Source organism: Nocardia sp. NPDC059195, assembly GCF_042754695.1.
In the GTDB taxonomy this organism is placed as follows: domain Bacteria; phylum Actinomycetota; class Actinomycetes; order Mycobacteriales; family Mycobacteriaceae; genus Nocardia.
The window spans coordinates 56,228-83,016 of sequence record NZ_JBHZBG010000017.1 but is presented as its reverse complement, the minus strand read 5'-3'; the positions used below and the strand labels follow the sequence as shown (position 1 = coordinate 83,016).

Below are 26,789 nucleotides of genomic sequence, written 5' to 3'. Positions count from 1 at the left end.
CGGTTCGGGGGTTGGGTGTTGTCTCTTAGTTGGGGGGGTCGGGCCCGGTTTTTTCTGCGGCCACTTAATATAAACCGCGCGCGGTGCCGCCCACCCCACCGGGGGGGGCCCCCCGGGGCCCCCCCCGCCGATGCTGACCGACTCACCTGGTGGGGTGGGGCGTCCTGGTGAGGTGGTCAGTGTTGCGGCCTTTCATGGTCAGGCCGATGACCGTCGTCAGGACGGCTCCGACGGCGCCGCCGCCGCCGACCTGACCGATGATCTGACCGAAGTCGAGTCCACTACTGGTGGCCGCCTGGATGATTCCGCCCGTGATGCCGCCGCCGACCGCGCCCGCGGCGCTGCTGGTGGCGACATTGAGGCCGGGTTTACCGAAGCCTGCCAGATTGCCTCCGACGAGTCCGCCGAGTAGGCCGAGTAGCCATTCCATGGTGCTCTCCTCGCGTGGGAACGGGTGAAGCGTTGGGGACCTATCGACGGTGCGGATCGCTCTTGTCGTCGGCGCTGCGCTGATTGCTGCCGACCGCGTTGTTCTCATAGGTAACCGGGATCTCGCCACTGGGTAGGTCGTCGATGTGGCCCATCGCCGGTGCCGCGGCGCGATCCAACGGCGCTCGGCGAACTTCGTCACCGATCGGGCTGCGCTTCTGCCCGGTATCCACCTTGCCTATTGTGTTGGGCCGCAACCGTTCCGTTGATTCGGTCATGCGAGGAGCGGCCACCTTCGGCGGGGTGGGAACGGCCGGCTTCGGGGTTGCCGGACGGTCGAACCGGGGCGGGGCGGGAGCGGCGGCGGTCTGCGGTGCGGTGAACCCACGCGCGTGGGCAGGCGCGGAAACCTCGGCCGTACGACGACGGCGACCGATCATCGCCATGAGCCCACCCGCGAGCGCCGCGATCGCCAATCCGATCGGCAGGCCCCACCATTTGTTGATCCCTGAGTCGTCGGCGACTACCGGGGCGGCCGCGGGCGCGGGGGCTGGCACGGGTACGTTTCCTTCCACATTGGGTGCACCGGCCCGGAATCCGGGCAGGGTCGCCGCGAGTGCGGCAGGCACGGTGGTCAATCCACCGGCTTCCGACCAGTTGATCTCAGTACCCTCCGGACCGGCGAACTGCGCGGTATCGACTCCCTCGGCGCTCACCATGTCGGCGGTGGGGTAGCCGAACGGGCCGGCGACGTCGCCGCTGGCGCGCCAAGCTCCCAGCACCGGGCCCTTGACCACCCAGGCTTGCGATCCCTCGTTCCAATAGATCGCGGCCCCACCGGGTGCGGCGAAATCATTGAAGCGACCTGCGCCGTCACTGGTGGCGGCTTCGTCATTGGTGGGGAACCCGAGAGCACCCTCCGGACCGCCCAGAGCGCGGTATTTGTCACCGATCGCGCCGTACATCACTTTGGCGCCGTTATCCGGCGAGTAATAGATGTATCCACCGGTATAGGCGCGTTCAGCGCCGCCGGGCAGCTCGGTCGCGGCCTCTAGCGGCTGACCGAGGAGTGAACCGGCGCCACCGAAGGCCTCGTATCGGGCGTCGATAGCACTGACCGCATCCGCGCTCGGCTGGGCCATAACGCTCGGCGCGGGGCCGAGCAGCCCGACAGCGAGCACCGTCATGCCACCGATAGCGAGAATACGGCTACGTCGATGGTTTTCGGGTCGGCGATAATGCGCGAGAATACTCATTTTCATAACTCCTCTTCCAGAGTTGCCGCCGCAGCGGTGAAACGCATCTCGAATTCCGCCCGGCTCAACGGCGATGACGGCGGTCCTTCTTGTCGCTCGGCGGGACGTCCTTCCTCGGCTGGCCCGGATCGGCACGGTGAGCTCCGGCCTTCGGCCCATTGCCGGCGATGTTGTCGGCAGGGTGCTCACCGGTCGACCGTTCCACCCATTCCGTGCGCGGTGCCCGATGGCCGTCACCGACATAGATCGCGTGCACGTCCTTGTCCTGCGCCTCCGACTCGTGGACGAACGTGGACGTGGTGTCACCACGGTGCTCGACCACCCGCTCGACCGGGCGCTCCACGTACTTGTGCACGATCACCGGCTTCTCGACGACGACCTCGACGATCTTCTCCACCGGCTTCTCGACAACCCGCTCGACCTCCTTGTAGACCGGCCGTTCGACGATGCGTTCGACGATCGTTTCGATGGGATGCTCGACCACCCGCTCCTCGACGATCTCGACGTCCTTGTGGACAACCTTCTCGATGAGAATCGGGGTCTGCACGGTCTTCTCGAACACCTTCTCCACCGGCTTGTCGACCACCTTCTCGACGATCTTCGGCTGCTCGACAACCTTCTCCACCACCCGATCCACCGGCTTGTCGATCACCTTCTCGATGATGTTGGGCATCTCGACGACCCGGTTGACCACCCTGTCGACCGGCTTCTCGACGATGTTCTCGACAACATGCGGCTTCTCCACGACGGTATCGACGATGCGGTCGACGATCTTCTCGATCACGTTCTCGACGATGTTGGGCTTCTCCACCGTCTTGGCGACCGGGCGGTCCACCGGCTTCTCGATCACCTTCTCGATGATGTTGGGCTTCTCGACAATCCGGGAAACCGGCCGATCGACCAGCTTCTCGATGATGTTCTCGATCAGGTTGACCTTCTCGACCACCTTCTGCACGATGCGGTCGACCGGCTTCTCCACCACCTTCTCGACCACATGCGGCTTCTCGACCACCCGCTCGACCACGCGATCGACCGGCTTCTCCACCACCTTCTCGACGATGTTGGGCCGCTCCACGACCTTCTCGACCACGCGATCGACCGGCTTCTCCACCACCTTCTCGACGATGTTGGGCCGCTCCACGACCTTCTCGACGACACGATCGACGACCTTCTCGACCGGCTTCTCCACGATTCGCTCCACGAGCACTTCCCGCGGCACCTCGACGATCTTGACTACCGGCTTCTCGACGACCACCTCGACGATCCGCTCGACCGGCTTCTCCACGGTCTTGTAGACGATCTTCTCGACCGGCACCTCGATGATCTTCTCGACGATCTTCTCCACCGGCTTCTCGACGATCGTCTCGATGATCTTGTCCACCGGCTTCTCGACGACCCGTTCGACGATGCGCTGGACAGGTACTTCGACGACCTTGTCGACGACCGAGACCACCGGCTTCTCGACCCGACGCTGGACCTTGACCGGCTTGTCGACCACGTTGTCGCGAATATCGACGATCAGATTCTCGACCAGGCGCTGCACCTCGGTGGGCCGGGTCTGCACGTTGTCGACGATGTTGACGACCAGCTTCTCCACCAGTCGCTGCACGTCGACGGGCTTATCGGTGATCTTGTCGACGATGTTGACCACCGGGTGCTCGACATTGCGCCGCACATCGATCGGCTTATCGGTGACCTTGTCGACGATCTTGACGATGGGGTGCTCGACGAGGCGGTGCACATCGATCGGCTTGTCGACGACGTCGTCGACGACGTTGACCACCGGCCGTTCGATGCGGCGGGACACCCGCACCGGCTTGTCCACAACCTCGTCGACGATGTGCACGGCCGGCCGCTCTACCAGGCGGTTGATGGTCACGGGCTTGTCGACTACGTCGTCGTGCACCGAGACCACCGGATGCTCGACCATGCGGTTGACGGTGACGGGCTTGTCGACCACGTCGTCGTGCACAGACACCACTGGATGTTCCACCATGCGGTTGACGGTCACCGGCCGGTCGACCACGTTGTCGACGGTGTCGACAACTAGCCGTTCGATCAGGCGCTCCATCGTGACCGGCCGGTCCACCACCGTCTCAACTGGCTGCTCGACCAGCCGCTGCACGGTGTAAGGGTGGTCGACGACATTATCCGTCACGTTCAGCGGCTGATTCTTCGGCTGCTGCGGTCGATTATCGAAATTAGCCATGACGCCTCCGAGGTGAATTCGTCGTGAGAAACCTCAACGACGGTCAAGAAGGGTGCTACCTGACGATTCCGGTGAACGATGCATCGGATTACAGCCTCCCACCATGCCAAACGGAATGAAAGGCGAGTCACCGACACGTATAGAATTCCTTTTGATAACTTCTTCGCAAATACGCGTGTCGGTCCCGATAGGGGCATCGCCGGGAGAATACACACATAACCCGGCGTAGCGAATAACGATTCCGCATCTCACATCGAATTGATATTCGATATTCAGGCGCGGAATTCGGCTAGAATTCCTTCCGCACTGCGGGCCGCGGCACGGCACGCGGTGGTGGTGGCTTGGTCGGCGAGCGGGTGGGCGGCTCGCGTTCGCCAGGTACGGACGGCGGCGAAGGCCGTGGCGCGCAGGGAATCCGGGTCGGCCTCGGCGGACAGCCCCAAGCGAAGATGCGCCGCCACGCCCGCGCCGCCGAGAATGCGGTGCAGGTCGGCGAGAACTGTTGGGGGCAGGGGTAATTCGTCGGTGCGCAGGCGTCCGAGCAGCCGGAGCTCGGTGAAACCGTGTACGTCGGCGAGCCGGGCCCGCACGCGCGGCCGCAGGCGATCTGCTTCGGTGCCGGGGTAAGCGGCCAGGATCCGGTCCAGCGTACTCAGCGCCGAATGCGCCTTCAGCTCCTCGGCGCGCTGGCCGAACTGGACCTCGAGGACCGAACGTAGTTCCTCGATGCCACTGCGGGCCGCCAATTCCGCTGCCAGCGAAGAGGAATCGCGGACGCCGAGTCGAATCAGCATGGTGGCCATGCGAATACCGAACAAGCCGAAGCGATCCGCCAGCTGCGCACGCAGTTCGGGGGCGACCGGCAACGCGATATCGGCGCGGGCGAATCGGTCCGCCGAGAGCAACGCGATCCCGAGGTCCTCCGCGGGCACCGCGGACAGCGCCTCGAACGCCGCGAACTCCGGCTGCCGCAGCGTCGAAGCGGCGAACGCGAGCAAACCTGCCACCGGAATCACCGCCTGGCACAGGCCGGTTCGTTCCAGCTCGCCGGCGAACCGGGCGGCGACATCGCGGGCCGAATGCAGCGCGTCGATGCGGCCAGAACCGATCTCGTCGGCGCGCGAGACCACCCCGATCACGCCGAGCGGGCCCGCACCACCGGCGCCCGCACCGATCTGCTCGAGAAAGCGCACGTCGGCGGCATCGAGACGGCGCAGCAGATAGACGACGGCGTCGGCGCCGGACACCGAGATCGGCGCGGCGCCTGTCCGCGAATCGTCCTGGGCGTCAGCGGGAGTGAGCAGCCGCGCGGTGCGCAGCGACACCTCACGCGACAGCGACGAGGTGCCGGGGGTGTCGATGATCGTGGTCTGCGACAAAGCCTGCGACGGCCAGCCGACCTCGAGATGGTCGACCTCGCGGGGGCCGCGCGCATCCCAGCGCAGGCCGTTCAGGTCGAAGGTGAGTCCGTGCGCGCCGCTACCGCGTCGCACGATCACATTCGCGCGCGAGCCATCGGCCGCGTGGGCGGTGACCGTGGGGGTGGCGCCGTCGCGGTACCAGGTGACGACGCGAGTGCACTCGGTGGCATCGGTCGGGGCGACCGCCTGGCCGACCAGCGCGTTCAGCAACGTCGACTTGCCCGCCTTGATCGAACCGGCCAGCGCGACGCGCAGCGGCTCACGCAAGCGGTACTCGCATTCGGCGAGCAGGGTGCGCGCGTACTCGTCGCGGCCGAACATCCGCGCCGCCGCGCCGATCAGCTCGTGCGCTTCGGCCAGGATCGGTAGTGTGGTCCGGTCGCCGGGCGCGGCGGTGTCGAAACGGTGGGTCACCCAGATACCGTACCGTCGGCCCGTCTCAGTTCGACCTGCATCGATTCCGCGTAACGGCGCAGCTCGGCGACCGCGTGCAGTTGGCGTTCCAGCACCACAGTGCGCTCGGCGCGGTGCGCGGCCGCCATCGCCGCCGCGTCCTGTGCGGCGCGCAGGGAAGCGTCGATCGAGCGCAGGCTGCGCTCGGCCACTCCGGCGAAATGGTCGCGCAGCGCACGGTGGATGCGGTGCAGCCGGTCCTTGGTGTCCTTGGCCGCCTGGAATGCCACGTCGTCCAGGAACCGGCGCACCTCGCCGTTGGCTTCGATGCGGCGGCGCGCCAGTCGGGCCGACTTGTCATCGCGATAGGCCTTGCCGCCGACGATCAGGCCCGCGCCGAGCGAGATCGGGTTCAGCATGGCCAGGCCGGCGAAGGTCGTGGCCAGACCGATCATCAGCACGCCGCCGTAGGAGCCGCGCATGCCGACCAGCACCTTGCTCGTGAAGCCGATATCCGGCTCGAGATCGGCCAGCGAACCCGAGCTCACCAGGCCGCTCTCGTCGTCCATCCCGGCGCGCACCTCCGGCAGCTCGACCGCGCCGACCTCATGGAAGTGGCCCGCGATCCGTTCGGCGAGCAGTTCGGCTCTGTGGTGGGTGAGCAGCAGGTTGTCGCCGAGCGCGGTGTCGACGGTGCCGGTGAGCCATTCGGTGATCGCGCCCCAATGCCTGCCCGGGTCGTTCTCGTCGATCCACTCCTGGCCGGTGCGGGCGATGCCGCGCAGGCGGTCGCGCAGGTCGTGGTCGACGTCGCCGACGAGATCGGTGATGCCATCGGTGAGGGTCTGCTGCCAGGTCGCGGTCCGTCGCTGCAAGTCCTCGGCGGCGGCGCGGGCCGACTTCAGCTCGTTGACCGCGGCCGTGCCGCTGGCCGGATCGCGCAGCGCGACCAGCTCGCTGCCCAGCACCAAAGCCAGATGTTCTGCCGCCGAATGTAATTCGCGAGCCACTGCCTGCCGGGTGACCGCCTGATCGCGGGCGACCACCCGATCCCGCAGGAAACCGAACAGCACGCCGAAACCGGACTCCATGCCCAGCTCCGCGTCCTGCAGTCGCAGGGCGTGCGCGCGCAGCAGCGCCGACACCGGGATCAAGGTGACATCGGTTTCCGCGCGCAGCAGATGGGCGCGGTCGGCTTCGAGCACCTGGCGCCAGTGCGGGTACAGGTCGGTCTTGGTGAGCAGAACGGCCACCGCGGGACACATTTCGCGGATCTGCCGGACGAAGGTGAGCTCGGGTTCGGTGAGCTCGGTGGAGGCGTCGGAGAGCACGAGCACCGCGTCGGCGGCTACGGCGAGGCTGAGTACACCTGCGGCGCAAGCGCTTCCGTGTCCGCCGACGCCGGGGGTATCGATCAGGACGATGCCGTCGGCCAGCAGTTGGCTGGGGAGCTCGGCCTCGATCCGGACGACCTGTCTGCCCTGCGCCAGCGGGCTGCGGGCATCGATGTCGCCGATCTCGTCGAACGGGATCTCCACCCGCGATTCGTCGGTGCCCGGCGCGGCGAGCACCAGGTACGCGCGCTGCTGCTCGCCGTGGGACAGCTGCAGGGGCAGCATGGTGGTCGCGTCGTCGCCGACCCGGCACACATCCAACCCGAGCAGGGCGTTCACGAACCGGCTCTTGCCCTGACCGAGCTGCCCGGTGACGACGATCCGGTGCCGCGGGTCGCGTACCCGCTCGGCCACCTTCTCGAGGCGTCCGACCAGGTCATCGCGGCCCGCGGCGTGTGCCGCCGCGACGGTGTCGGACAACACCGTCGTCAGCGGCACAGCGTTCGGTGCGAGAATCGCCATCGCAGCGCCCGTTTCGCTCAGTGGAACAGTCCGTCGGTGTGCACGTCGGCACCGGTATCGGTGACGGTACTCGATTCACCGAACAGCGACGCCTCGGTACCGCCGAGACCGGAACCGTGCAGGCCGGAACCGAATGCGCTCGATACGTCGACCGCGGACCAGGTGTCGGCCGCGGTGGTGACCACGCCCTGCGTGGTCGCGCCGGACGCGTCGGCCTGAGTCGTCGACGTCGCGGTGGTCTGGCCGAGGCCGCCGGTCGCGGCGGTGCTGCCCTGCGCGGAACCATCGAAGGCGGACGCGAGGCTGCCCGCCACCTGGGTACCGCCCGTACCCGAGCCCGACAGTCCTGCGCCGAGTCCGGTCTCGAGGCCGGTTCCGGCCTGGGCACCGCCGGTCAGGTCCGCGCCGGTCGCCGCGGCGCCGCTCAGCCCTGTCTGCGCACCGCCGACAGCGGAACCCGCGAGTCCGGCGCCGACATCCGCAGCACCGTTCAGACCCACCTGTGCACCACCGGCCGCCGATCCAGTCAGGCCGGCACCTGTCTCGGCGAGCCCGCCCAAACCAGCCTGCGCGCCACCGCCCAGACCCGCACCGGTCTCGGCGAACCCGCCCAAACCAGCCTGCGCACCACCGCCCAGACCCGCACCTGCCTCGGCGAACCCGCCCAAACCAGCCTGCGCGCCACCGCCCAGACCCGCACCTGCCTCGGCGAGCCCGCCCAAACCAGCCTGGGCACCACCAGCCAAACCAACACCCGATTCGACAGCACCGGTCAACCCAGCCTGCGCACCCGAGGTGACCGAGCCCGCGACGTCGGTGCCGAGAGTCGCGGCGGTGCCGAGACCGCCTTGCAGGCCGGTGGTCAGGCCGATGCCCGTCGTGGTGGACACCGCTGACTCCAACCCGGTCGTGACCTGGGCGCCACCACTGCCGGTGACCAGTCCGTCGACACCGAAGCCGGCACCCGACTCGCCGCTCGCCCCACCGGTGAAGCCACCGATCAGCTCGGTACCCGCCGACGCGGCACCGCCGAACCCGGTCTCCAGGCCGGTGCCGAAGTCCCCACCCGCGCCGACCACACCATCGAGACCGGTGATCGCCGTGGTGGTCGCGGCAGCACCGAGCCCACCCGCGGCCTGCGCCCCCGCGTTCGCCGCCGCCCCGAGCCCACCGCTGACGCCTGCCCCCAGTCCACCCACCGCGCCGGTCGCACCGCTCAGCCCGGCATCGAGGCCACCGCCGAGCCCAGCAGCGACATCGCCACCAACCCCGACCGCGCCATCCAAGCCACCGGCGACATCGCCCCCCGCATCGACAGCCCCGGTCAACGCACCACCAAGACCAGCACCCGCACCGACCGCACCCGACAACGCACCACCGAGACCAGCACCTGCACCAGCGGCGCCAGACAACGCACCACCGAGACCGGCACCCGCACCGACCGCACCCGACAGCGCACCACTGAGGTCGGCACCCGCACCAGCCGCACCGGTGAGCACACCGCCAAGGCCGACCCCGGCACCAGCCGCACCATCGAGGGCCGCGTCCAATCCGGTTTCGAGATTTGTGCCCGCACCCACCGCGCCATTCAACGCACCATCGAGCCCAGCGCCGACCGCACCACTCAACGCACCATCGAGGCCCGCACCGAGCCCGGCACCCACACCCGTCACGCCATTCAGGGCACCACCGAGCCCAGCACCGAGGTCCGCATCAGCGCCGACCGAACCATCGAGGCCCGCACCGAGCCCGGCGCCCACACCCGTCACGCCGTTCAGGGCACCGCCGAGGCCGGCAGACAGGTCTCCACCCACGCCAACTGCACCGTTCAGGGCACCACCGAGATCGCCACCTGCGTCGACTCCACTGTTCAGCGCACCGCCCAGACCAGCAGCGAGATCGCCATCGAGGGCACCACCGAGGGCGGCAGCAAGATCGCCACCCGCGCCAACCGCACCGTTCAAAGCTCCATCGCCACCCACACCGACCGCGCCATTCAAAGCACCCCCGAGGCCAGCAGCGAGATCGCCACCCGCGCCAACCGCACCATTCAATGCACCACCGAGATCGCCACCGATGCCGACTGCACCATTCAGCGCACCGCCCAGGCCAGCGGCGAGATCGCCATTGAGGGCACCACCGAGGCCGGCTGCAAGATCGCCACCCACGCCAACTGCGCCGTTCAGGGCGCCGCTGAGATCGCCATCCACGCCGACCGCGCCATTCAAAGCACCACCCAAGCCGGCAGCAAGATCGCCACCCGCACCGACCGCACCATTCAGAGCACCACCCAAGCCGGCAGCAAGATCGCCACCGACGCCGACCGCACCATTCAGAGCACCACCCAAGCCGGCAGCAAGATCGCCACCGACGCCGACGGCACCATTCAGAGCACCACCGAGGCCGGCAGCAAGATCGCCACCGACGCCGACCGCACCATTCAGAGCGCCGTTGAGGCCTGCGCCGAGGTTCGCGCCGAGGTCTGCCGCGCTGTCGATCGCGCCGGTCAGGCCGAGGCCTGCGCCGAGGGCGCCGGTCAGACCGGCGGACAGGTCGGCGCCGAGATCGGCGTTCACGTTGGCGCCGGTGACGGCGTTCAGTGCGACGTCGAGGCCTGCCCCGACCTGCGCGGCGGCTTCGGCGACGACCGAGGCTACGGCGCCGAGGCCGACATCGAGGCCGAGGTCGACATCGGCGTCGGCTGCTGCGGCCGCTGTGACGGCGGCGGCGGCTGTCGCGGTGGAGGCGAGGGCCGCGCTGGTGCTCGCCGCAGCGCCGGCAGCCACGATCGCCTGCAGCTGGGAGCCGCCGCTGACCAGTGCGGATTCCGCCACCATCGGGGCGACCGCGGAGATATCCTCCGGGGTAACCACCAGGCCTGCCTCAGCGAGCGCAAGGCAGGGGTTGGCGCAGTAACTTGCCGCGGCCTCCGGGTCGCGCAGCAGATTGAGGATGAACTCCAGAATCGCGTTCGGTGTCATCGAGATCAGCTCCTCCAGATCATGGGCGGTGGTGCCCGATCTGTTTGTCGTTGGAATGTCTTTCACGCTAGGTGGGTCCGTCGTTACAGGTAACGGGGCGAATACCTAGTTCACGCCGGGGTGCCCCATTAGGGGCCCACCGCCGATTAGGGGAATTTCCCCGTACTTGTCCCATCGCAGGTAACAGCTGCTCCCCAGCAACCGACAGATCGGATGGGACGCCCGCCATCGGCGATCTCGCTGTACACAAGCGTTACCGGTCCACCGGAAGTCCTGCGAACGGGGTTGTCACATGACAGAGCGTCTGGCGCTCGGCATCACTGTCGGAGCGGCGAATTCGGTCGCCGTGGCCACGACGGCCGACGGGACCGGAGCCACTGTTCGCGCACACCGCAGCGCGCTGTTGCTCGGCGCCGACGGATCGGTGAGCTTCGCCGACACGACGCGCCATCGTCGCGGAGTGGTCGTCGACGACTACTTGTCCAGAGTCGGCGATCCGGTAGATCTGCTGGCAGAGGACGGTTCCACCCACGACGCGGCCGATTTGGTCGCCGCCGCGACCAGCGCGCTGATAGCCGAACTCGCCGGCACCGCCACCGACGCGCCGACCACCGTCGCGTGCTGCCCGGCATGGTGGCCGGAGCAGACCGTCGAGGCGGCCAGGTCCGCGCTCGCGCGCTCGGGTCTGCCCGAGGTGACGCTGGTACCCGAGCCGCTGGCCGCGGTGCGCCGATACGAGATCGAGCACGGACCACTCGACGACGGCGCGCTGGTCGTATACGACCTCGGCGCCGGTGGATTGACGGTGACCGTCCTGCGTACCGGCGAGCAGGCCGGGCTGCTCGGCGCCCCGGCGCACAGTACCGCGATCGCCGGTTCGGAATTCGACCTGCTGACCATGCGCTACGTGCTGGCAAATGTTCTGGACGGAAACGATATCGATCCATTCGATCCCGTTGTCGAAGACGAATTGTCAGCATTGCGGAAACGCTGCGGAATTGCGAAAGAAGAACTTTCCAGAATTACCGCGACGGCGATTCCGGTCGGCATGCTCAGCCCTTCCGTCCACACCGAACAGGTCCGACTGACCCGGGGCGAACTCGAAGATCTGCTGCGTCCGATCCTGCTCGACTCGATGAGCCTGCTCCAGGACGCGGTGCGCCGCGCCGAACTCACCCTCGGCGATATCAGCCAGGTACTGCTCACCGGTGGCGGTGGCGCGATCCCCCTGGTCGCCGAGCTGATCTCCACCGAATTCGGCCTGCCCGTGATCGCCTGCGCCGACCCGGCGACCTGTGCGGCACACGGCGCGGCCGAGATCGCCCTCGACGTCGCCGCGATCAGCGTGCCCACCGTGGCCATCCCGGTAGTGCGGGTGGCACCGGCGGCAGCGGCCGCGGCACCGGTCGTCGAGGAACTCGCGCTGCCACCGTCCGAGCCCGTCCGGACCAAGATGTTCACGGCCAAACGCTCGGCGATCGTCGCGGCGGCGGCCTTGACCATGGCCGCGCTGGCCACCGGCACCCTCGCTCTCGGTGGCGCCACACAGTTCTCACCCACCGGACCCGCCGCGACCACCGGCGCCCCACCGGTCCCCGGTGTACCCGCGACGACCAGCACGGGCGGCGCGGCCGGAACAGCGAATGCCACGAACTCCGTGGTCACCGACCCCGCCAGGCCAGGCGCGACCAGCACCGCGGCGCCGTCGGGTGCGATCCCGGTCGGCACGACCGACGCGGGGACTCCTGGCGGCACGCCCGAGGCGGGAACTCCGGCATCCGCGGGAGCACCCGCCGCGGGAGCACCCGCCGACGGAACACCGGCGCCCGCAGGCCAGCCAGGTCCCGCCGCGCAGCAACCGCCGCCCGCTGGGCAGGACCCCGCACCCGCCCCAGCCCCAGCGCCGGCTCCGGCTCCTGCCCCCGCACCAGCTCCCGCTCCCGCTCCGGCTCCTGCCCCCGCTCCGGCACCTGCTCCCGCACCAACCCGGCCGCAGGTTCCCACCATCAAGGTCGACCCCGGTGGTCTGCTCGACGGCGTGGGCGGCGCGGTCGACGAGACCCTCGAATCAGGCACGCAACTGCCGGGCCGGGTCCTCGGAGGCAACGGTGGCTGAGATCGCCCACGAGACCTTCCCGCACGCCCGAACCGTTTTCCGCGATCTCGACACCGCCGCCAAGCAGACGGTGCTGCTGTTGATCCGCGGCCGGGCCGGAACCGGGAAATCGTTCCTGCTCAACGCCATTCGCGCACACTTGCGTGGCCGCGGCATACCGGTCGTCGAATCCGCCGACCACGGCGAGAACCGGGTTCCCGACCGGGCAGTGCTCGTCGTCGACAATGTCCACCGCTACAGCGATGCTGAGCTTCACGCACTCTGTACGGCAATCGAAACCGGGCAACGCTCCGTCGTGCTGACCACCCAGCCTCGCCCACACGATCCCCGGCTGCGCGCGCTGGCCGACGCGGTGGCGCGCAACGGCCGCACAGTGGATCTGCGGGCACTGGGTAGTGCCCACATCACCTCGTTCGCCAGGGAACTCGGCGTGGCCGTTTCCCAGCCGCTCGCGTCGCACATCCATCAGCTGACGGCGGGAATTCCCGGCGGTGTCGTCGCGGCACTGGCCGGTGCCCGCGGGGCGACGCTCGAGACCTGCGAGACAGCGGTCAACGAAGCCGTCACCGCCTGGACCAGGTCGCTGCTGGAGTCGATCGAACCCGAACTGCTCGAAACACTGGTCATCGCGGCGACCGGAACCGGTTTGGACGCGACCGAACTCACCGAGGTGCTCGGGGTCGACACCGCCACCGCGCACGAGCTGATCGACCGTGCCAGGGCGGGCGCGCTGGTCACCGATGCCGACCTGCTCCTCTCGCCCGCCGTCGGTCCGCTGCGGACGCTGCTCGGCGATCGCCGCTACGTCGATGTGCAGCGCAGGCTGCTCACCGCGCGCCTCGACGCCGGTCTGCTGCGCGATCGCACGGCACTGATCCTGGCCGAGTCCGGCGTCGTCGACGCCCGGCTCGCCGAGTTCCTCTGCCGCACAGCCGAGAAGTCGGATCAGGCGGCCCGCTGCTACGCGGCCGCGGCCGCGGCGGGCGCCCCGGTGGAGTCGATCGCGGTGCGCTGGGCCGAGGCCGCCGCGCACGCGGGTGACACCGACACCGCGCTCCGCCTGGCCGAACCGCTGCTGACCGCGGACAACATCGCACGCACCGAACTCGTCGCCGCGGTACGAATCTGTGCGGGCGTGCTCACCCGACGAGGCCTGGTGAGCCGTGCGGCCGGACTGTACAACTGGCTCGGACCCGAGCGAATCGGCGCCGACTGGGCGCCCGCGGCCATGGTCCTCACCCTGGCCGGTGAACAGGCCGCCGCCGCGCGCATGTCCGAATCCGCACGGCACTGGCCGCCGACCGAGGCCGACGCGGGCGCCCGGCTGATCGCGGGTGCGCTCGACGAATCGCTCGACCCGCACGGAACCGGCACGGTCACGGCGATCTCCGCGCTGATCCAAGCGGGCAACACCGACAACGTCGATGATCGCTATCTGCCCTGCTCCGCTGTCTCGATCGCCACCCTGCTCTGTCTCGGCAGCGGCGAGCCCCGCCGCGCCGGTGACGCGCTGCGCCGGGCGGCGGGCATGGGCGGTGGCCGCCAGCTTCCGGTACTCACCGCGTGGACCGCGCTGCTCGGCGGCGACGAACGCCGCGCCGCGAGCACCCTCGCCGAAATCGACATCCCCGCCCTCGCGCCACGCGATCAACTCCTCGCCCATGCCCTCACCGTGGGTCTGGCCCGCCGCGGCGGCGATCACGCGGTCCTGGCTCGCGCGTGGCAAGCGGCCTGCCCACTGTTCGACGAACTGGAAGCCGACCTGCTGAGTCTGTTGCCGATCGGCGAACTGTGGCTGGCGGGCGTCCGCCTCCGCGATGTGCGCCCGATCGAGCCGCTCGTCGCCGCGGCAAGGGCGCTGGTGCGCAAGCTGGGCCGCGCGCCGGCCTGGACCAATTCCTTCCACTGGTACGGGGTGCAGGCCGCGCTGGCCGACGAGTCGCCGAGCACGCTGCTGCCGCACGCCCACGCGTTGAAGACGTCAGCAGAAGCGGGTGACCGGCAGGCAGGCGTGCTGGCCGACGCCGGGCGCACCTGGGTGCTCGTGCTGCGCGGGCAGGTGGTGGCGGCCGATGTTCAGGCCGCGGTGTCGGCGCTGGCCGAACTCGGTCTCACCTGGGATGCCGCCCGCCTGGCCAGTGAGGCCGCCCTCGCGGCGGGCGATTCGACGACCGCCACCGCGTTGCTCAAGCTCGCGCGCTCGGTGCGCGCCCAAGCCCAGCCGGTCGAAACGCCGCGGCCGACCACTCAACCGCTGCCGCAGGCACCCGCCGCGCCGCTGACCAGCGAGGCGGGCACGCTCAGCGACCGCGAACGCGAGGTGGCCGAGCTGGTCCTGCTCGGTCTGACCTATCGCGAGATCGGCGCGAGGCTGTACATTTCCGCGAAGACCGTGGAGCATCACGTCGCGCGAATCCGACGTCGACTAGGCGCGCGCTCACGATCGGAATTACTGTCAATGCTGCGCGCGATGGGACACGGCCAATTGCTGGTGTGACTCGCGCGGACGATGTCGACGCCGAAATGAGGGGTGTTCCGCCGATGGCCACTGGGGTCGGCCTGCGTATCGCCGATGACGAATGCATCGCCGCGGTGGTCACCGAGGACGGCACGGTCCAGGTCATCGAGCGTGCTTCGGTCCTGCACATGTCCGACGACGGTGACGCCGCCCTCGGCGGACCCGCGCCCACCGGACACGCCCACTCGATCGCCGGTTTCGTGCGCGCGATCGGTGACCCGGCCGGTGTCGATGTCGACGGCGGCGAGGCCTACCGCGCCGAAGACCTGCTCGCGACGGCCATGTTCTGCCTGATCGATCTCACCACCGAGCACCTCAGCGGTCCCGCCGAGTTCTACGCGACCCACCCCGCGGGCTGGTCGCCCGAGGTCGTGCGTGGCGTGCGCGAGGCACTGGACTATCTGGGATTGAAGTCGGTGGCCCTGCTCGGCGAGGACGAACTGCCCCAGCCCACCGACGGCGCCGATCCGGGCAAGACCTTCGCCAATGCCGCCGCCCAGGCCGCGCTGGTCGCGGTGCTGGCGACCCCGGCGGGCGCGACCCCGCCCGATCCGATCGTCACCGAGAACGCCACGGTCGCCACCGATGTGATGCCCGCGCTGCAGCAGCCCGTGGCGATCGCGCAGGCCTATTCGGCGGCGCTGCCGGTCTCACCCCTGCCGACGAAGGCGATGGCGCCGATCGCACCCGAGCCGATCGCTGAGCCCGCGGTGGTGCCCGCCGCGAAACCCGCCCGCAGTAAAACGCCCTTCCTGATCGCCGCCGCCGCGCTCATCGGCCTGCTGCTCGGCGGTGTCGCGGTCTCGGTGCTGATCCGCGATCCCGAAACAGTCACGCCCCCGACGATTTCCGATGCCCGCCCGGAAACCCTGCCCCCTACTTCCGCACCCGCGCCGCCCCCACCGCCGGTCATCGAACCGACCACGCCCGCGCCGGTCACCACGACCACCGACGAGCCGGAACCGACGACCACCACCGAAGCGCCACCGACGACCACCCCGGAACCGACGACCACCCCGCCGTCGACCACCCCGGCCCCCTCCACCACCCGCCCTCGGCTGCCCTTCGGGACCTACCCGCCGGGCACTCTCCCCGAGCCCATGAGGATCCCGGGTTACCGCTGAATCCAGCAGCGGGACCGTAACCGCGCCAGCTGGGCGAGCGTGCATTTCAGATACGTTCTCAACGCATTCCGAGGGAGCGCACGCACGAAGCGTGTCGGTGGCCTGTGTCACACTCGTCGACGATGAGCCGTCACACGACTTTCCGGTACTGCCTCGATCCCACGGTCGAGCAGTCCGTCGTGCTCGCCCGGCACGCCGGGGCGGCCAGGTTCGCGTTCAATCAAAGCCTGCATTTCGTGAAGACCGCGCTCACCACACGCAAAAGCTGCCCAGAGTCTCCGGTCCCGTGGACCAGGTTCGATCTGATCAACGCGTTCAACACCTGGAAGAAGACCGAAGCCGCAGGACGGATCTTCGCGGTCAACGCGGCCGGGGTCACCGAAGTGCGAGTGACCGGGCTGGCGTGGCGTACCGAAGTGTGCCAACAAGTCTTCGAGGAAGCCGCCGTCGACTGCGGTCGTGCGCTGACCGCGTTCTCCGACTCTCGGACCGGTAAACGCGCGGGTAGACGGGTCGGGTTTCCCCGATTCAAGAAAAAAGACAAAACTGTTCCGGCGTTCCGGATCCGCAACAAACACACCAAGGCGGGGCGGGCGGCGATTCGAGTCGGTGACCAGGGCACAGTCCGCTCTGTGACGTTGCCCGGGATCGGCGCACTCCGGGTGCGCGACGACACCCGCCGGTTGCGGCGAATGCTCACCAAAGGCCGGGCGAAGATCCTCTCCGCCACCGTCTCCTATCGGGCGCGACGCTGGTGGATCAGCCTGACTGCCGAAGCATCCGATCTACACACAGCTCACCATCACCGGCCCCGCGAACATGGCGATGACGGTGGTTGGGTCGGGATCGACCGCGGGTTGAACGCGTTCGTTGTCGCCGCGAACGCCGACGGTACCGAGGTCGTCCACATCGACACCGCTCCCAAACCACTGGCCGCGGGACTGGATCGGCAACGACAGCTCGCGAAGTCGGTGTGCCGGAAACAGCAAGGATCCCTCAACCATCGGCAGGCGGTCGCCCGGCTGGCCCGCCACCATCACAAGGTCGCGAATATTCGTCGTCATTTCGCTCATCAGGTCGCTAACCAGTTGGTCAAGGCTCACGACCGGCTCGTTGTCGAAGACTTGAACGTGGCGGGGATGCTCGGCAACCGTCGTTTGGCGCGTGCGATCAGCGATGTCGGCTGGGCCGACTTCGCCCGGCTGTTGGTTTACAAGCAGCAATGGCGTGCTGGCGAAGTCGCCGTGGCGGATCGTTGGTATCCGTCGAGTAAACGGTGCTCGGCTTGCGGCACACTCAACCCGACGCTGTCGTTGGCGGATCGCGTGTTTGTATGCGTCTGCGGGTTTCGCGCCGACCGTGACCACAACGCGGCGGTCAACCTCGCACTTTGGCCGACGATCAACCAGAACCTTTCACGATCCCCGGACCCCCGAGCAGGAGGCCGGGTTACCAATGTCCGCCGACGGGAAGGCGCTGACCGACACCTCATGGGTGTCGGTGAAACCGGCCCGGATGACGCGGGAACCGAGGTTCACACCACGCTGGTGGCGTGAACCGACGACGCCCGAGAAGGGCGGTGTCCGGAGACCATCCAGGTTTCCAGACACGCTGTTAGAGTGATGCGCTGACCGACATGATCGCCGCCGGCGGTGTTCTCGGTCACTGGTTGTAGACGAAGGGATTTCATGCGCAAGCTGGTGGCGCGTCGCGCCGCGGTCAAGGCAGCCTCCGCCGGGTTCGCCGCGACTGTTCTACTCGCACCCCTGCTCGGATCCGGTATTGCGTCATCGGAACCTCCTGCGCCACTACAACTTTCCGCTGATGCGCTGCCCGGCGAGCTGGTGACCGCGCTCTCGCGTGATCTCGGGATGACCCCCGCCCAGTACCTCGATCGTGCCGCGCGCGCCCAGCAGCTGCGCGACTACGCGAACGATTTCCGCGCCGCGAACCCCGACACGTTCGCCGGTGCCTGGCTCACGCCGGAGGGCAAGGCCGTCGTCGCCACCACCGATGCCGAGGCGGGCAAGCTCGTCACCGCCGACGGCTACCAGGCCCACCTCGCGCCGATCTCGGCCGGCGGACTGGAAGGCGCGCTGGTGCAACTGAGTCAGTGGATCGCGAGCCTGCCGCCCGCGATCTCCGCGCCGATCAGCTCGATCGCGATCGACGCGCTCAACAGCCAGCTGGTGCTCAACGTGGCCAACACCCCCACCGGCCACATGCTCAACCTGCCGACCCTGATCGCCACCATCAAGGTGGTGCTCTCGCCCGGCGGCGGCGGTCCGGTGGAGTACAAGCCGATGGGCGGCGACACCTACATCACCGCGAAGAAGGACCTGCACGACGCCGACCTGCGTGGCGTCGATGTCTGCTCGTTCGGTTTCAACAGCACCGACGCCGCGGGCAACGCGCTCAATATCTCCGCGGGCCACTGCAATCCGAATATCGACGGCGGCGGCTCTGCCGCGGTCTACGTACCGAACGTGCGCGATATCCCCAACAGTCCCGAGGTCGGCTCGTTCACCCATTCCGTGCTGGGCGGCGCCGCCTCGCTCGACTACTCGGTGATCAAGCTCAACGAGCGCGCGGTGAACGCGGGCATGGACCAGCCGCGGGTGCGCGGCGCCGAAGGCACCACCCTGACGCTCACCGGCACCGCCGAACCCGTCACCGGCGCACCGGTCTGCAAGACCGGCCAGTCCTCCACCTTCACCTGTGGTTTCGTCTCGGCCGACCACGTGGAGACCCAGCTGTTCACCGAGGCGGGCGTCAGCAAGACGATCCGCGGTTTCGCCAGCACCGCCTGCACCCTCGGCGGTGACAGCGGCGGTGCCATCGTCTCCGGCACGCTCGCCCTCGGCATCACCAGCGGCTCGAACGCCTCGGCCGCGCCCAATTGCACCGAAGCCAACACCCAGCTCGCCCCCTACGGCGGCACCGCCTCCCTCGGCATCCCGATCCGGCCCATTCTGGCCGATATCGAGGCGACCTCCGGTGGCGGCGTCGGCAGCGGAATCATGGTGCGCACCAAGCCCAACGCGGGCTGAACGGGGACAAATCACCGACCGGACCGGGTGAGCGAAATCTCTTGCCCGGTCCGAGTAGGCATAAGTCGCTCGAGCCCATATAGTTCGGATCATGCTCCTGCCACGTATGGGTCGTACCCCGTCCGCGCGAAGCTCGAGAAGAGCTCGGAAATCCGTACTCGCCGCTTCGGCGGCGTTTCTGCTGTTCGGCCCCACGATGGCGGTTGCCGATGCGCAGCCCGCACCCGCAGATCTGCCCGCCCAGCTCATCGAGGCGGTCACCCGAGATCTGAAGATCTCCCCCGACGAGTACCTGCGCCGCGCCGATGTCGCGCAGCAGGTTGCCGCGTTCTCCACCACCGCGCAGCGTCAGTTCCCGCAGGTCTTCGCCGGTTCCTGGCTGAACGACCAGGGCAACGCCGTCGTCGCGCTGTCGCATGGCCCCGGCACCGACCAGGCCCGCGAAGCCGCGCAGTCGGCCGGTTTCGAGGTCCGCAACGTCGCCAAGAGCGAGTCCACCCTGCGCGGCGAGAAGACCGCCTTCGAGAACTGGCTCGCCGCCGCACCGCCGGAGATCTCCGCGCTGGTGCGTGGCGTCGTCGTCGACACCGTGAACAACTCGATCGCGGTGCGCGTGCAGCAGGCCGGGCTCCCGCTGCCCAGCTTCATCGACCCCTCCCGCGTCATCGTCACCGCTCCGCCGGTGGCAGGCGAGCGGATCGACCTGTCCGCCACCCCCGTCGCCGGTGACGGCAACGGCGCGCTGGCGGGCGGCGACGGCTACGCCTCCGTGATCGGCCGCAGCTCGCTGCGCTGCTCGCTCGGCTTCAACGGCACCGACCGCGCGGGCAACGTCATCAACATCTCGGCGGGCCACTGCAACCCCGACCTCGAGGCTGCGGGCACCGGCAACGCGGCCGCCGTGTACGAGGTCAACGGCGACCGTGCCGGTGCCCAGCTGGGCACCTTCCAGAAGTCGGTGCTCGGCGAGCAGGACTACTCGATCATCCGGGTCAACGACAACGCGCGCGCCCGCTTCGAGAACAACCTGGTCCGTGTCCCCGGCAACGCCCCCATCGCCGTCGACGGCGTGGCCGTCCCCGTGGTCGGTGCCCCCGTCTGCAAGTCCGGTGCTCGCACCGGCTTCAGCTGCGGCGTGATCAACGGCATCGATCAGACCGTCCAGGTCGGCGACCGCCAGCTCACCCAGAGCTTCTCGGCCAATATCTGCGCCCTCCCCGGCGACTCCGGCGGCGCCATCGTCACCGGCCGCCTTGCCCTCGGCATCTCCAGCGCGTCCTCGGTCGCCGACTTCCCCATCTGCGAGATCCCGAACATCATCGGCGCCATCACCGGCGACACCCCCCAGCTGTTCGCCCAGCCCCTGACCGTCGTCCTCTCGGACAACCCCGGTCTGTCGGTCCGCACCAACTGACTGTCCCGCCTCTCCGCGACTTCAGCGTGTCGTCCGGAGCTCGACCGTGAGCTCTCGGCCCTACGTCACCTGCGCCGCGACTGAGAGGTGGTCGGGAAGTTACCCATGTACTCACGCGATCAGTAGTAGGCAGTAGAGCAGCCACAAAAGGCCGGTAGCGTTCGCGCTACCGGCCTTTTGCTTGTCCGCCACCGGTTGTTCCGGCGCGAATCAACCCGTCGGGAGACGGTGGTGGGGCTGGCCGGTGATCTCAGCGATCGTTTCGTAGTCGCTGTCGACATGCATGATGGTTGCGCCGTGCACTTCCGCTGTCGCAGCAGTGATCAAGTCGGGGATCGGGAGGCGGTGAGCACCGCGTTCGGCGAGGAGGCCCTGCACCGCCAGGGCTCGATCCATCGCCTCCTCGGTAACAGGCAGCCACACCAGCGACTTCTGATGCCCGATCTTCGCGGAATAGTCCGCTAACGAGCGGGCCGAATACCCGACCTCCAGCGCGGTGAGGTGACATGCCGCGACGAGGGTGCCCGGCTTCTTGGTGACAGCATGGAAATCCGCTGCGGCAGCGGGGTCGCGGAGAACCCACTCGATGGCAGATTTGTCCGCCAGCATGAATATGGTCCTCAGCGCCAAGCCCCCTTCATTCCTTCGGGTGAGAGGTCGGTGTCACTGTCGCGGAACTGTTGCAACATGTTCGCGACAGCACGCCGATTCGCGACTTCACGCAGAGCCGCGTTGACGGTAGCCACCTTGGTCTTGGTCCCCAGCTCTTCCGCCGCGAGGTTCAGCGCGTCGTCGTCGATGTCAATCAATGTCCGGGACATAGCCCACCTCCAGATATCAAAACTATCGACTTCATGATATCAAAACCGGCCGTATGGAGGTACGGGTGCCCAGACAAGCAGTGAGGCGCGGGTTCCGGGGAATCCGCGCCTCACTGGTTGTCGGTGTTCAGTTTGTTAGTTCTTGCGACCCGGAGACTTCGCACCGGACTTGAAGCCGAGGCCGCCGGGCTTGGCGGTCGGCGGAGCCACCGAGGTGCCGTTGCCGTTGGTCGGCTCGGCCTGGGCGGCCGACTCCGCCGCGGGCGCTTCCGGCTCAGCCGCGGGTTCCGCCGGGGCTTCGGGTTCCGGTGCCGCGGCAGGTGCCGCAGCGGTGCCGGGAGCCTTCGGGCCGGGGCGCTTGAGGCCGGACTTCATGGCCAGACCCTTCGCGGGCACCGACGGCTTGGATTCGGCGGGAGCCGAGACCTCGGAGGCGACTGGAGCTTCAGCGGGAGCCGCCTCGGGGGCCGGAGCTGCCGCGGGGGCCGATGCTGTCGGAGCCTTGGCACCCGGAGCCTTGGCCTTGCCCTTCATACCGAGGCCCTTGACCGGCGCGGCCGGTGCGGGAGCGGCTTCGGCGGCAGGGGTTTCCGCGACGGGAGCGGCCGGAGCCTTCGCGCCGGGAGCCTTCGCACCACCCTTCATACCGAGCCCGCCACCGGGAGCCTTCGCTCCACCCTTCATACCAAGACCCTTGACCGCGGGAGCGGGAGCTTCGGCAGCGGGGGCAGCTTCAGCCGCAGGCGCCTTGGCACCGGGGGCCTTGGCGCCACCCTTCATACCGAGCCCACCGCCGGGAGCCTTCGCTCCACCCTTCATGCCGAGCCCCTTGGCCGGAGCGGCCGCAGCGGTTTCGGCGGGGGCAGCCTCAGCGCCGGCCTTCGCACCCGGTGCCTTGGCAGCACCCTTCATGCCGAGCCCACCACCGGGAGCCTTCACGGCACCCTTCATACCCAGACCACCACCGGGAGCCTTGGCAGCACCCTTCATGCCAAGACCGCCACCAGCAGGAGCGGCCTTCGGCGCGGCCGCAGCGGCGACCTCGGCCACCGGTTCCGGTTCCGGCTCGGGTTCCGGCTCAGCCTTGGGCTCCTGGATAACAACCAGATTCGCCGACAACTCAGCAGCGTCGATACGAGTGATCGAGTCCAACATCAGCTGCGAAACATCGACAACCTCGACGCCCTCGCCCTGGCCCTGCTCCTGACGGGCGGTCACACCATCGTTGAGCATGACCCGGCAGAACGGGCAACCCGTCGCGATCTTGGTTGGGTTGGTCGACAACGCCTCATCGACCCGATCGACGTTGATGCGCTTGCCGAGCTGCTCTTCCATCCACATCCGAGCACCACCGGCACCACAGCACATGGAACGTTCGCCGTGCCGCGGCATCTCGATCAGATTCGACCCGGAGGCTTCCATCAGCTCACGCGGTGCGTCGTAGACCTTGTTGTGCCTGCCCAGGTAGCACGGATCGTGGTAGGTGATGTTCTGCGAGACCGTGGCGACCGGGACCAGCGCCTTCTGGCGCACGAGCCGGTTCAGCAGCTGGGTGTGGTGCACGACCTCGTAGGTCCCACCGACCTGCGGGTACTCGTTGTTGAGCGTGTTGAAGCAGTGCGCGCAGGTGACGACGATCTTCTTCTTGGACTGCTCGACACCCTCGAACACCGAGTTGATGACCTCGATGTTCTGCAGAGCCAGCTGCTGGAACAGGAACTCGTTACCCGCACGACGAGCCGAGTCACCGGTGCAGGTCTCTTCCGCACCCAACACCATGAACTTGGTCCCCGCGGTCGCGAGGAGCTCCGCGACCGCCTTGGTGGTCTTCTTCGCACGGTCCTCGTAGGCACCGGCACAACCGACCCAGAACAGGTACTCGTACCCGTCGAAGCTGTCGGCGTCTTTACCGAAGACCGGGATGTCGAAATCGACTTCGGAGATCCAGTTCAGGCGGTCCTTGGAGTTCTGACCCCACGGGTTGCCCTTGTTCTCCAGGTTCTTGAACAGACCGGCCAGCTCGGAGGGGAACTCCGACTCGATCAGCACCTGGTAGCGGCGCATATCGATGATGTGGTCGACATGCTCGATATCGACCGGGCACTGCTCGACACACGCACCACAGGTCGTGCAGCTCCACAGCACCTCGGGGTCGATGATGCCGTGGACATCCTCGCCACCGACCAACGGACGATCGGCCTCGGCACGGGCGGCCTCGGGAATCTTGGCCAGCGCGGCCTCATCGGGCTTGCCATCTGCGTCGACCAGGCCGATCTCGTCGCCACCGGCGTCCTTGCGGCCACCGGCCAGCAGGTACGGGGCAGCGGCGTAACCGTGGTCGCGCAGCGACATGATCAGCAGCTTCGGCGACAGCGGCTTACCGGTGTTCCAGGCGGGGCACTGCGACTGGCAGCGACCGCACTCGGTGCAGGTGGTGAAGTCGAGCCAGCCCTTCCAGGAGAAGTCCTCCATGCGGCCGGCACCAAGGGTGTCGACCTCGGGGTCGACGTTCTCCATGTCGAGAACCTTGCCGTTGGAGATCATCGGCGCGGCCGCGCCGAGGGCGACGCTGCCGTCGGCCTCGCGCTTGAAGTAGATGTTGAAGAAGGCCGAGAAGCGGTGCCAGGCCACGCCCCAGGTGATGTTGCGGCCGACCAGGTACAGGAAGGCCATGCCCGACATCAGCTTGATGAACGCGAAGATCGACACCATGGTCGGGCTCGCGGGCAGCAGCTTCGCGATCTGCATGGTGAAGAAGTCGGTGGAGGCGTGCCCGTTCCCGTAGGTGGCGATCTTGCCCGCCTTGACGAAGATCATGCCGAGGCCCTCCATCAAGACGATCGTCTCGATGACATAGGCGGGCGCCATCTTGGAGCCGGTGAAACGCGACAGGCGCGCGGGAATCCGCGGGTGGTTCAGCTGACGGATGATGATCAGCGCGCCGATGCCGACCACGGTGCCGATGCCGAGGATCTCGTCGGTCAGGTGGTAGATCGCCCAGTTGCCGATGATCGGCCAGTGGAACGAGCCGTCGAAGGTCTGGCCGTAGGCCTCGAACCACAGGATCGCGCCGAGGATGAAGCCGGTCATGACCAGCCAGTGCGCCCAGCCGACGGTGCGGAACTTGTTCATCCGCGTATGGGCCGCGACCTCGATGAACATGTTCTTGAACCGCGGGAAGAACGGTCGCCAACGATCGGGAGCTGACTGGCCGATGGTGATGGCCTTGCCGATGTTCCATGCGCCGCCGATAAACGACGCCCAACAGAACAGGCTGAGCACAGCTCCAATCGTGCCCAACGTGATTGTCAGGGCATTCATGTCGCGACCTTTCTTTCGAGGCAACACGAGGGTCTGAGCGAGGAGACCTCACCCGATTGCTCGTATCGTAACCGCCACTAAGTTACCGGCCAGTAACTACAGCTGTCCACCGTAGGATCGGCTTTTGCGCTCTGACCTTGTTTACTGGGATTTGACCTGTGGTTTGCCTGTGAGCAATCTCACAAAATTGTTTGCTAGGGGGTTCCCGTAACACCTGCTGAACACCGTAAACCGTGCGTGAACTGCGGTGAAGCTAAGGTCAGGCTTACTAACTCCGCCGAAATTCCTTCTGGTCTCAGGGGATTCGGTCCATTAGGCTCCAGCTGTTCTGCATGCTGTGCCGGTCTACACACTGCTCGGGGAGAAGTGGGAGACATCTCATACGGATGCCCTGCTTGACGAGATCTCGCGTGTCGCTCGATCGCACGCCGCACCACACCTGATGGATTGGAACCTGAATGAACTTCCGTAGGACCACTGCGGCTGCCGCGCTGGTTATCGGGGCGATGACCGTTGCCATGGGCACTGCTCATGCCGAAGAGGCACCGCAGGACATCAAGTACTCGGTCAAGCTGGTCGACAAGACCGTCGTCGCCACCGTGAAGAACGGCACCTTCTCGATCGTCGAGCAGGATGGCGAGACCCCCGAGGCGCCCAAGACCAAGATCGCCGAGATCAAGGACACCAGCGGCGCGGTCGTGATCGCCCTGCCGATCGCCTTCTCGATCGGTGGCGCGGAGATCCCGACCAAGACCGAGGTCGTCAAGGACTCCACTGTTCTGGAGCTCACTCCGGAGCGGCCGGCCGGCGTGGCCATCGGCCAGCAGGTCGTCAGCCCGAAGCCGGTCCTGAAGGACATCGCGTCGGCGCAGGAGAACCAGAAGGCGATCAACGACTTCTCCAGCAAGTTCAGCATCGGCACCGCCATCGGCACGTTCGTCGGCACCGCCGTCGGCGCGCTGATCGGCTGCGTCGTCACCATCCCCGTCGGTTGCATCCCCGGTCTGACCGTCGGTGCCGCTGTCGGTGGAATCGTTGGCATGATCGCCATCGGTGGTCCGACCATGGCCGTCACCGGCTGGGAGCTGCTGCAGGTGCTGCAGGCTCCGGACGGCACCACGGTGTGGGCCGACAAGCCGAAGGCCGTCGCGGCTCCGGCTCCTGAGGTCGCTCCGGCCAACTGATAGGGCTTACGCCCCAACAGTTTTCCCGCTAAGGCCCCGCTCCTGTTCGGAGCGGGGCCTTACGCGTTCGGCGATCCCCCTCAGCAATCGGCGAACCAGGCCTTCACGTACCCCGCCGACTGATATACGTAGTCCCACGCCCAGCGGGCGGGCGAGAGGTGTGGTTCGGGGTCGACGAACAGCAGCTCCCCGTCCCAGCATTTCCCGAGGATGTAGCGGGCGCGGGAGATGTGCGGGGTGAAGGTGACCACGATGACGCGGTCCCAGCCGGCACCGAGCCGTGCCAGTTCGCGGCCTTCGCCGAGGGTCGTGCGTGGGTCGGGGTCGAAACAGATGACCTCGAAGCTGTAACCCCCGTGGCAGATTCGATTCACCATCGGGCTGCGGTCGTAGGGGTTGGAGACCAGGACGCGGGGCGCGTACCCCTGCGCGGCCAGCCGCAGACCGAGTTGTTCGCGGCCGTCGTGCGCCCCACCGAGGACGAGAATCGCGTCGGCCATCCGCGGGTCATCCGTGCGCGGCCGCACATACACCGGCCACAGCGCGACCACCGCGATCAACACCACGACCAGCAATCCACCCGTGGCGAACAGGACCCGACGCATAGTCAATGCTCCGTCCGCGATGGCGAATTCGTGCGATTCCACACGATTATGCCAATCCCGGCGAAGCCGAGCGGTACGCCGCGAGTGCAGG

At 67.8% G+C, this 26,789-nt stretch carries 17 protein-coding genes; 7 read left to right on the top strand and 10 right to left on the bottom strand.

The window, feature by feature from the left end; translation table 11 throughout:
- Positions 1–142 precede the first annotated feature (142 nt).
- The 6 genes from ACFXKN_RS21530 to ACFXKN_RS21505 all read right to left on the bottom strand — a co-directional run bounded on the left by ACFXKN_RS21530 (position 143) and on the right by ACFXKN_RS21505 (position 10,545).
- Positions 143–430 carry a hypothetical protein gene (locus ACFXKN_RS21530; RefSeq protein ID WP_378948075.1) on the bottom strand — a complete coding sequence of 96 codons (288 nt, stop codon included), beginning with the start codon at positions 428–430 and terminating at the stop codon, positions 143–145.
- Positions 431–470: 40 nt separating this feature from the next.
- Entirely contained in the window at positions 471–1,616 is a 1,146-nt protein-coding gene (locus ACFXKN_RS21525; RefSeq protein ID WP_378948072.1) for an LGFP repeat-containing protein, read from the bottom strand.
- A gap of 133 nt (positions 1,617–1,749) precedes the next feature.
- A complete protein-coding gene (locus ACFXKN_RS21520; protein ID WP_378948069.1) occupies positions 1,750–3,894 on the bottom strand; it encodes a hypothetical protein in 2,145 nt (714 codons plus the stop codon).
- Between the two features lie 272 nt (positions 3,895–4,166).
- Complete coding sequence (locus ACFXKN_RS21515) at positions 4,167–5,636, bottom strand: dynamin family protein (protein ID WP_378948259.1); 1,470 nt, start codon at positions 5,634–5,636, stop codon at positions 4,167–4,169.
- A gap of 89 nt (positions 5,637–5,725) precedes the next feature.
- Positions 5,726–7,564, bottom strand: coding sequence for a dynamin family protein (locus tag ACFXKN_RS21510; protein ID WP_379433679.1), 1,839 nt, complete (start codon positions 7,562–7,564; stop codon positions 5,726–5,728).
- Between the two features lie 17 nt (positions 7,565–7,581).
- Positions 7,582–10,545, bottom strand: coding sequence for an IniB N-terminal domain-containing protein (locus tag ACFXKN_RS21505; RefSeq protein WP_379433678.1), 2,964 nt, complete (start codon positions 10,543–10,545; stop codon positions 7,582–7,584).
- Between the two features lie 292 nt (positions 10,546–10,837).
- Here ACFXKN_RS21505 and ACFXKN_RS21500 point away from each other — a divergent pair, with 292 nt between their 5' ends.
- From ACFXKN_RS21500 to ACFXKN_RS21475, 6 genes are all read left to right on the top strand, one after another.
- A complete protein-coding gene (locus ACFXKN_RS21500) occupies positions 10,838–12,661 on the top strand; it encodes an Hsp70 family protein (protein WP_378948057.1) in 1,824 nt (607 codons plus the stop codon).
- Positions 12,654–15,158, top strand: coding sequence for a LuxR C-terminal-related transcriptional regulator (locus ACFXKN_RS21495; RefSeq protein WP_378948054.1), 2,505 nt, complete (start codon positions 12,654–12,656; stop codon positions 15,156–15,158). Before ACFXKN_RS21500 ends, ACFXKN_RS21495 begins: the two co-directional genes overlap by 8 nt.
- Positions 15,159–15,202: 44 nt before the next feature.
- Positions 15,203–16,303: a hypothetical protein gene (locus ACFXKN_RS21490; RefSeq protein WP_379433677.1), complete on the top strand. Its 1,101-nt coding sequence runs from the start codon at positions 15,203–15,205 to the stop codon at positions 16,301–16,303.
- Positions 16,304–16,425: 122 nt separating this feature from the next.
- Positions 16,426–17,859, top strand: coding sequence for an RNA-guided endonuclease TnpB family protein (locus ACFXKN_RS21485; RefSeq protein ID WP_378948047.1), 1,434 nt, complete (start codon positions 16,426–16,428; stop codon positions 17,857–17,859).
- A gap of 132 nt (positions 17,860–17,991) precedes the next feature.
- The gene (locus ACFXKN_RS21480; RefSeq protein WP_378948043.1) at positions 17,992–19,353 is read left to right on the top strand and encodes a S1 family peptidase; all 1,362 of its coding nucleotides are present in this window, start codon (positions 17,992–17,994) and stop codon (positions 19,351–19,353) included.
- A 91-nt stretch (positions 19,354–19,444) separates the two neighbouring features.
- Complete coding sequence (locus ACFXKN_RS21475) at positions 19,445–20,767, top strand: S1 family peptidase (RefSeq protein WP_378948040.1); 1,323 nt, start codon at positions 19,445–19,447, stop codon at positions 20,765–20,767.
- Positions 20,768–20,977: 210 nt separating this feature from the next.
- Here the strand turns inward: ACFXKN_RS21475 and ACFXKN_RS21470 are convergent, their stop codons facing one another.
- From ACFXKN_RS21470 to ACFXKN_RS21460, 3 genes are all read right to left on the bottom strand, one after another.
- Positions 20,978–21,376 carry a PIN domain nuclease gene (locus tag ACFXKN_RS21470; RefSeq protein WP_378948037.1) on the bottom strand — a complete coding sequence of 133 codons (399 nt, stop codon included), beginning with the start codon at positions 21,374–21,376 and terminating at the stop codon, positions 20,978–20,980.
- Between the two features lie 11 nt (positions 21,377–21,387).
- Positions 21,388–21,588: a type II toxin-antitoxin system VapB family antitoxin gene (locus ACFXKN_RS21465; protein WP_378948033.1), complete on the bottom strand. Its 201-nt coding sequence runs from the start codon at positions 21,586–21,588 to the stop codon at positions 21,388–21,390.
- 135 nt (positions 21,589–21,723) lie between these two features.
- Positions 21,724–24,909 (bottom strand): (Fe-S)-binding protein, encoded by a 3,186-nt coding sequence (locus tag ACFXKN_RS21460; RefSeq protein WP_378948030.1) that lies wholly within the window; start codon positions 24,907–24,909, stop codon positions 21,724–21,726.
- A gap of 458 nt (positions 24,910–25,367) precedes the next feature.
- Here ACFXKN_RS21460 and ACFXKN_RS21455 point away from each other — a divergent pair, with 458 nt between their 5' ends.
- Entirely contained in the window at positions 25,368–26,093 is a 726-nt protein-coding gene (locus tag ACFXKN_RS21455; RefSeq protein ID WP_378948026.1) for a hypothetical protein, read from the top strand.
- 80 nt (positions 26,094–26,173) lie between these two features.
- Here ACFXKN_RS21455 and ACFXKN_RS21450 read toward each other — a convergent pair whose 3' ends face one another.
- A complete protein-coding gene (locus ACFXKN_RS21450) occupies positions 26,174–26,698 on the bottom strand; it encodes a YdcF family protein (RefSeq protein WP_379433676.1) in 525 nt (174 codons plus the stop codon).
- Positions 26,699–26,789: the final 91 nt, after the last annotated feature.

Bases quoted from the DNA above. Each gene is read 5' to 3' on its own strand.
- ACFXKN_RS21520 (WP_378948069.1), bottom strand. From the start codon at position 3,894: ATGGCTAATTTCGATAATCGACCGCAGCAGCCGAAGAATCAGCCGCTG.
- ACFXKN_RS21525 (WP_378948072.1), bottom strand. From the start codon at position 1,616: ATGACGGTGCTCGCTGTCGGGCTGCTCGGCCCCGCGCCGAGCGTTATG.
- ACFXKN_RS21510 (WP_379433679.1), bottom strand. From the start codon at position 7,564: ATGGCGATTCTCGCACCGAACGCTGTGCCGCTGACGACGGTGTTGTCC.
- ACFXKN_RS21475 (WP_378948040.1), top strand. From the start codon at position 19,445: ATGCTCCTGCCACGTATGGGTCGTACCCCGTCCGCGCGAAGCTCGAGA.
- ACFXKN_RS21455 (WP_378948026.1), top strand. From the start codon at position 25,368: ATGAACTTCCGTAGGACCACTGCGGCTGCCGCGCTGGTTATCGGGGCG.
- ACFXKN_RS21480 (WP_378948043.1), top strand. From the start codon at position 17,992: ATGCGCAAGCTGGTGGCGCGTCGCGCCGCGGTCAAGGCAGCCTCCGCC.
- ACFXKN_RS21465 (WP_378948033.1), bottom strand. From the start codon at position 21,588: ATGTCCCGGACATTGATTGACATCGACGACGACGCGCTGAACCTCGCG.
- ACFXKN_RS21515 (WP_378948259.1), bottom strand. From the start codon at position 5,636: ATGTTCGGCCGCGACGAGTACGCGCGCACCCTGCTCGCCGAATGCGAG.
- ACFXKN_RS21450 (WP_379433676.1), bottom strand. From the start codon at position 26,698: ATGCGTCGGGTCCTGTTCGCCACGGGTGGATTGCTGGTCGTGGTGTTG.
- ACFXKN_RS21530 (WP_378948075.1), bottom strand. From the start codon at position 430: ATGGAATGGCTACTCGGCCTACTCGGCGGACTCGTCGGAGGCAATCTG.
- ACFXKN_RS21505 (WP_379433678.1), bottom strand. From the start codon at position 10,545: ATGACACCGAACGCGATTCTGGAGTTCATCCTCAATCTGCTGCGCGAC.
- ACFXKN_RS21500 (WP_378948057.1), top strand. From the start codon at position 10,838: ATGACAGAGCGTCTGGCGCTCGGCATCACTGTCGGAGCGGCGAATTCG.
- ACFXKN_RS21460 (WP_378948030.1), bottom strand. From the start codon at position 24,909: ATGAATGCCCTGACAATCACGTTGGGCACGATTGGAGCTGTGCTCAGC.
- ACFXKN_RS21485 (WP_378948047.1), top strand. From the start codon at position 16,426: ATGAGCCGTCACACGACTTTCCGGTACTGCCTCGATCCCACGGTCGAG.
- ACFXKN_RS21470 (WP_378948037.1), bottom strand. From the start codon at position 21,376: ATGCTGGCGGACAAATCTGCCATCGAGTGGGTTCTCCGCGACCCCGCT.
- ACFXKN_RS21490 (WP_379433677.1), top strand. From the start codon at position 15,203: ATGGCCACTGGGGTCGGCCTGCGTATCGCCGATGACGAATGCATCGCC.